The sequence below is a fragment of the Mesorhizobium sp. M4A.F.Ca.ET.020.02.1.1 genome (genome assembly GCF_004022645.1).
Taxonomy (GTDB): domain Bacteria; phylum Pseudomonadota; class Alphaproteobacteria; order Rhizobiales; family Rhizobiaceae; genus Mesorhizobium.
In genome coordinates, this window is sequence record NZ_RZOI01000445.1 from 1 (window position 1) to 5,157 (window position 5,157).

The 5,157-nt window shown below is 60.7% G+C and carries 7 protein-coding genes; 4 read left to right on the forward strand and 3 right to left on the reverse strand.

What is annotated here, in order from left to right; genetic code table 11:
- The 3 genes from EN742_RS40065 to EN742_RS23605 form a co-directional block, all read left to right on the forward strand.
- Positions 1-498: ATP-binding cassette domain-containing protein (locus tag EN742_RS40065; protein WP_148670211.1), on the forward strand; the 498-nt coding region annotated here is incomplete at its 5' end.
- Positions 495-1,481 carry an ABC transporter permease gene (locus EN742_RS23600; protein ID WP_128333344.1) on the forward strand — a complete coding sequence of 329 codons (987 nt, stop codon included), beginning with the start codon at positions 495-497 and terminating at the stop codon, positions 1,479-1,481. The genes EN742_RS40065 and EN742_RS23600, both read left to right, overlap by 4 nt.
- Positions 1,478-2,386: an amidohydrolase family protein gene (locus tag EN742_RS23605; protein WP_128333345.1), complete on the forward strand. Its 909-nt coding sequence runs from the start codon at positions 1,478-1,480 to the stop codon at positions 2,384-2,386. The genes EN742_RS23600 and EN742_RS23605 overlap by 4 nt, the downstream gene beginning before the upstream one ends.
- A gap of 510 nt (positions 2,387-2,896) precedes the next feature.
- Here the strand turns inward: EN742_RS23605 and EN742_RS23610 are convergent.
- The 3 genes from EN742_RS23610 to EN742_RS23620 all read right to left on the reverse strand — a co-directional run bounded on the left by EN742_RS23610 (position 2,897) and on the right by EN742_RS23620 (position 4,714).
- Entirely contained in the window at positions 2,897-3,295 is a 399-nt protein-coding gene (locus EN742_RS23610) for a hypothetical protein (RefSeq protein WP_091600482.1), read from the reverse strand.
- A gap of 565 nt (positions 3,296-3,860) precedes the next feature.
- Entirely contained in the window at positions 3,861-4,352 is a 492-nt protein-coding gene (locus EN742_RS23615; protein WP_091600483.1) for a hypothetical protein, read from the reverse strand.
- Positions 4,325-4,714 (reverse strand): hypothetical protein, encoded by a 390-nt coding sequence (locus EN742_RS23620; RefSeq protein ID WP_091600484.1) that lies wholly within the window; start codon positions 4,712-4,714, stop codon positions 4,325-4,327. Before EN742_RS23620 ends, EN742_RS23615 begins: the two co-directional genes overlap by 28 nt.
- 125 nt (positions 4,715-4,839) lie before the next feature.
- On the opposite strand from EN742_RS23620, the gene EN742_RS38770 reads away from it, so the two are divergent.
- On the forward strand, positions 4,840-5,115 hold the full coding sequence (locus EN742_RS38770) for a hypothetical protein (RefSeq protein WP_126037982.1): 276 nt from the start codon (positions 4,840-4,842) through the stop codon (positions 5,113-5,115).
- The last annotated feature ends 42 nt before the right edge of the window (positions 5,116-5,157 follow it).

Genomic DNA, 5,157 nt, shown 5'->3' on the forward strand with positions numbered 1-5,157 from the left:
CCCGAGGACCGCAGGGGCCACGCGATCGTTCCGATGATGGATGTCGAGCGCAATTTCGGACTTGGCAACCACGGCCGCTTTGCCTCTCTCGGCGTGATCAAGGGCCCGGAACGCCGGCGCGCGGCCAAGCGCTATGTCGAGGAGCTGCACATCCGCCCCGCCGCGATCGGCACGGAGATGCGCAACCTTTCGGGCGGCAACCAGCAGAAGGTTGTCATCGCCCGCTGGCTGGCGACCGGCGCGCGTGTCTTCCTGTTCGATGAGCCGACGCGCGGCATAGATGTCGGCGCCAAGGCGGAAATCTATGCGTTGCTGCGTCGCCTGGCGGCCGATGGCGCGGCACTGCTCGTTGTATCTTCGGAGTTGCCGGAACTTCTGCTCATCTGCCATCGCATCGGCATCGTGAGCGGAGGGCGCGTGCGCAAGATCGTCGCCAACGACGCCGGACTGACCGAGGAGCGGCTGATCGCGCTCGCCGCCAGAGAGGACAATTCGTGACCGAACTCAGTTCCCTGCCCCGAACGGACGCTGGCGAGAAAAAATCCCCCACGAGACCGAGGCGCGCCGACGCGCTGCGCAAGGCCAGCGTGGCGATCGGCTGCGTCACGCTTTTCGCGGTGTTCTCGGTGCTGAACGCCACCTTCTACCAGCCGTCAAATCTCATCGACATCATGCTTCAGTCCTCGATCAACGCGGTGATCGCGGTTGGCATGACGCTCGTCATCATGACCAAGGGCATCGATCTGTCCGTGGGCTCGGTGGTCGGCCTGTCCAGCATGGTGGCGGCGGACATGCTCTCGCATGGGCTTCTTGCCGGCGTCGGCGCTGGACTTCTCGTCGGACTGCTGTGCGGGCTGCTGAACGGCCTGCTGATCGCCAGGCTGAAGCTGCCCGACTTCATCGTATCGCTCGGCACGCTCAGCATCTTCAGGGGCGCCGCGCTGATCTACACCGATGGCCAGCCGATCTATGGCCTGTCCAAGGAGTTTCGCGCCATCTTCGCCGGACGGCTGCTCGATATCCCGACCCCTGTGCTGCTCGCGCTGGCAGTTGCCGCGCTCGCTTTTCTGCTGGTCCGCTACACGGCGCTCGGCGAACAGATCATCGCCATCGGCGGCAACGAGGAGGCAGCGAGACTGTCGGGCGTCAACGTCGAGCGGGTGAAGGTAACGGTCTACACGATCTCCGGGGCCCTTTCGAGCCTTGCAGGCTTCGTGCTGATAGCGCGCATCGGAGCCGCCGAGCCGATCGGCGGCAGCGGCTTCGAATTGCAGGCGATCGGATCGGCGGTCATTGGCGGAGCGAGCCTTTTCGGTGGCGTCGGCAATCCGCTTGGGTCGCTTATCGGCGCGCTGACGCTGGGCGCCCTGCAGAACGGACTGACACTGATGAACGTGCCCTCCTTCTGGCAATACGTGGCGTCGGGGGCGGTCGTCATCCTCGCGGTGTTCGCCGACCAGTGGACAAGAAAGCGCGGATGACACCCATCGAAGAAAGCTGGGCGATCGTCGATACCCACCAGCATTTCCAGAGCCTGTCCGATGCCGCCTATCCGTGGCTCGACCCCGATCGGCCGGAGCCGCTGGAGGGCGACCTGACGCCGATCCGCCGCGACTACCTGCCGGCTGACTACCGCCGCGACATGGAAGGACTAGGCATCGTCAAGACGGTGCATGTCCAGAACGGCCGCAATCCGGCGGATCCGCTCGACGAGACGCGCTGGCTGAGCGCGCTGGCACGGCGGGAAGCCATGCCGGATGCGATCGTCGCCTATGTGGATCTCGCCGCTCCAGATATCGAACGCGTGCTGGAAGCCCATGCCGGCTTTCCGCGCGTGCGCGGCATCCGCCAGATCCTCAACTGGCACGACGACCCCCGCCTGCGCAGCGCGCCGAGCCCCGATTTGATGGAAAGCCCGCAATGGCGAGGAGGCTTTGCCCGCTTAGCGCCGCTTGGCCTGAGCTTCGATCTTCAGCTCTACTGGCCGCAGATGGACATGGCTCTGGCGCTGGCCCGCGCCTTTCCCGGCACATCGATCGTGCTTGAGCATTTCGGCATGGTGGCGGACCGCAGTCCCGAGGGTCTTTCGGCATGGCGGGCGGCTATCAGCCGCCTTGCACAGGCGCCGAATGTCAGCGTGAAACTCTGCGGCTTTGGCCTTGGCGCACCGGCGTGGACGATTGAGAATACAGTTCCGCTGCTCTGTCATGTACTTGACGCCTTTGGCACCGAGCGGACCATGGTGGGAACCAACATGCCAGTGGATTTGCTTTTCGCATCTCCAGCGAAAATCGTTTCGACGATCCATGCCATTGTTATGGGCTTATCCATGCATGAGCGCGCCGCACTGCTCCGCTCAAACGCGGAGAAGGTCTATCGAATCTGAGCACTTCCACATTGCCCTTTATGCGACTTTAGAAGTACAAACCATGAACGCTGTGGCCGCGTGGTTATTGAGTTCCAATCGCTATTTAGTCTGCTTGCATGTTCCGAAATGACCGCGTTGGGCCCGCAAGCTGACAGGCGGCTTTGCGGACCACTGGGTAGAAAGGAGTCATCCGCCACGACGTTGCGCACAGCCCGGAGGTGCAACTCCAACGCATGATGCGTATCTTATAGCGAGTTTAGGTCTATATGGAACTCAAACGCACCTCCGGTCTGCAGATCACCACGTCGTATTCAGCGCGTGCGCATTTTCGAGAAGTCGGCACCGACGACTAGCAGGTTCTCATGTTCCATCTTGGCCCCTCCGGCATCATCCTTATTGATACTGCTTGGCACCATGACTTCGAACCTGACCGACGTCACAAGGTCATCGCTCACACTCGACACCCACGCTCAACCGGAATCGTCAATATGCAGCAACATTTCTGCATCGACATCAGCTGATACGTCATCAGCAATAGTCATCGATCGAGTCGCCAAGGTCCTCTCCAGCTAGTTCGCAGAAGTGCTTCAGAGCGCCCTTGAGACTGAAGAAGGTGAATTCGCTTCGGTGATGGAAAAGGCCATCATGGATTGAAATGTGGGCCACTGCCCAATTCTTTATGGCGTCGCCGGCAAAATGAGTGAGTACGATCAGGTCATCGTCCTTGAGATTCCGGTCGACGACGAGGCTCGTGGAGAGCTGGTTGCGCGCGAAGATACTTCCGAAAGAGAGGCGCGATTCATAAAGAAGAAGGGCGTCGTCGGTGAATTCGTCCGGGCACGCCGGAAATTCGGTTGGAACCTTCCAGCGGACCTGGACCGCAAGAGGGGTCAGAGATGGGTAGAGTGTTTCTGCCTGGTTAAGCATTCTTCAATCCTCGCGGCGTGAGTGCCTCAATGATCAGCCTTGCCGAGAAACGACACTTGGTAAAGACTTGCGACCGCAAAGATCGGGTGGCCGTGTCACTAAATGCATATAGCCCTAGCGACTGCTATACCTGATTGAGTGTTGCGCGCCCGCCACGCTCGGACTGAGCGATTTGACGGCGATGCTTGCACCGTCAACAACGTGATTCGAGACAGCATGAGACATGGCTGCATGAGTGGCCCAAGGGTCACCGCCTAACCCGTAACATCCTGAAATCCGTTGCGGCCTGCTTGGTGGCGAAGCCGTACGTCCACCACCCTTGCCATCGACGTCCAGACGGATCCCCTGGATCGGCAGCTTTCAGGAAATGGCTTGGGCAATTCGAGCGGCTGGAATGAGGCGCAAAGCCGCCGTTCACCTCTCCTTCGAGTCAGCGCTCCGACCGGCCAAAATCGTCGAGGCCTCCAACAAGGTGAAATGGGTATTTCACACTGACGCGCAACCCGGGGTGATGAAGGTATGCCAAAACCCACCGAGCCTGATTGGCGATCCAGCGTTAGCCGTCTCAACCTGAAATCGCGGCAACGTTTGCCGACGACTGATCCAATGCCAACCGCTCCATTTCCGGGCGACTGTGTTCACGGGCGGCAAGAATCTGGGCTCTTGTCTGCTTGAGTTGCTCAAGACCGAGAACCAAGGCGCCCTGCAGCCGCTTGCGGTCGCCGAGAATATCCTGGTCAATCTGCGCGATATCGCGTGGATCGATCGCGCGTGAGGGATCGAAGACAAAGCGGGCTTCGACGGACCTTCGCCAATTTAACAACTTCTGCGCCGTTTTGGGTTCGAATCCGGACACGCTGTAGAGCTTGTTCCTCTCGACATCGAGCGCTGTTTCGACGCCATACGACTCCAGGACCTGTTTCTTTCCCGGTCCGATGCTCTCGATCTTTGCCGATGAGATTTCAAAGTTGTCCAGGAACCGGTGCAGTTGCGCCTGACGGCGGTTGCGCTCGAGCTCCGAGATCCTGGCTACCGTTTGGAAGGTAAGATGTCCCATTCGCGCCTGAGCCCGGCGAGCACCGTTTTTTGCCTGTCGAAGGCATCCGGCCCGGCTCTCTGCATCCACGTGGTTTGCGCGTTTTTCCACTGGGTGGCGGCCTCGCCGGCGATGCGCCGGTATTCCGCAGCCTCACTGTCCCTGTTCAAGAAACCTCTCAACCCCAGAAAAACCCCCAAGGCAATGCCCAGCACCCAGATCTGCGCCATCATCAAGCCAGCGACGCCGACTACTGCGGCCGCTACTCCTGCCCGGAAGTTGGTGCGGCGCGCGTGCCCCTTGAGCTTCAAGGCGTTGGGATCTGGTGTCACATTCTTCTCGGGGACGGTCGGCACCGGCCCGGGATGCGGGATGGCGTCCACCTGCGCTGGAATCCGGCGATATCGAAAAGCGTCGCCCCGCTGGCGGGAACAACGGTTGAGAACAGCGGGACGCCAGTGGCGCCTTCCATTTTGCACCAAGGGCACGGCGATGAGCCAAGTGACCAGTGGCTGGAATTGGCGGAGCACTGCTTGAGGTTCGCTTCAAGTTCGGCCAAGGCAGCCGCCCAGTCCCGGGCCACGGGCCTGCCAGCCGACGTTCCTTTTTGCGAGAAGGCATCCTCAAACATTTTTGCAAGTCGTGGGCCGACGGTGGAACGCGCCCCGAAACCCGAAGCTTCTTGCAGGCCGAGAAGGAACTGGACGGCAAGGGCTGGCTTCCCGCAGCGTTGCGGGCGACGGTCAAAGTAGAAAGCGAAAGTATGGCAATCGCCGCCGACTAAGCACGGTTCGCATTCAAGGTCAGGGCAGCGATGCCCCGACCT

What these genes read in the sequence shown, in the direction of transcription:
- EN742_RS23605 (WP_128333345.1), top strand. Translation starts at nt 1,478, where the DNA reads ATGACACCCATCGAAGAAAGCTGGGCGATCGTCGATACCCACCAGCAT.
- EN742_RS23610 (WP_091600482.1), bottom strand. Translation starts at nt 3,295, where the DNA reads ATGCTTAACCAGGCAGAAACACTCTACCCATCTCTGACCCCTCTTGCG.
- EN742_RS23615 (WP_091600483.1), bottom strand. Translation starts at nt 4,352, where the DNA reads ATGGGACATCTTACCTTCCAAACGGTAGCCAGGATCTCGGAGCTCGAG.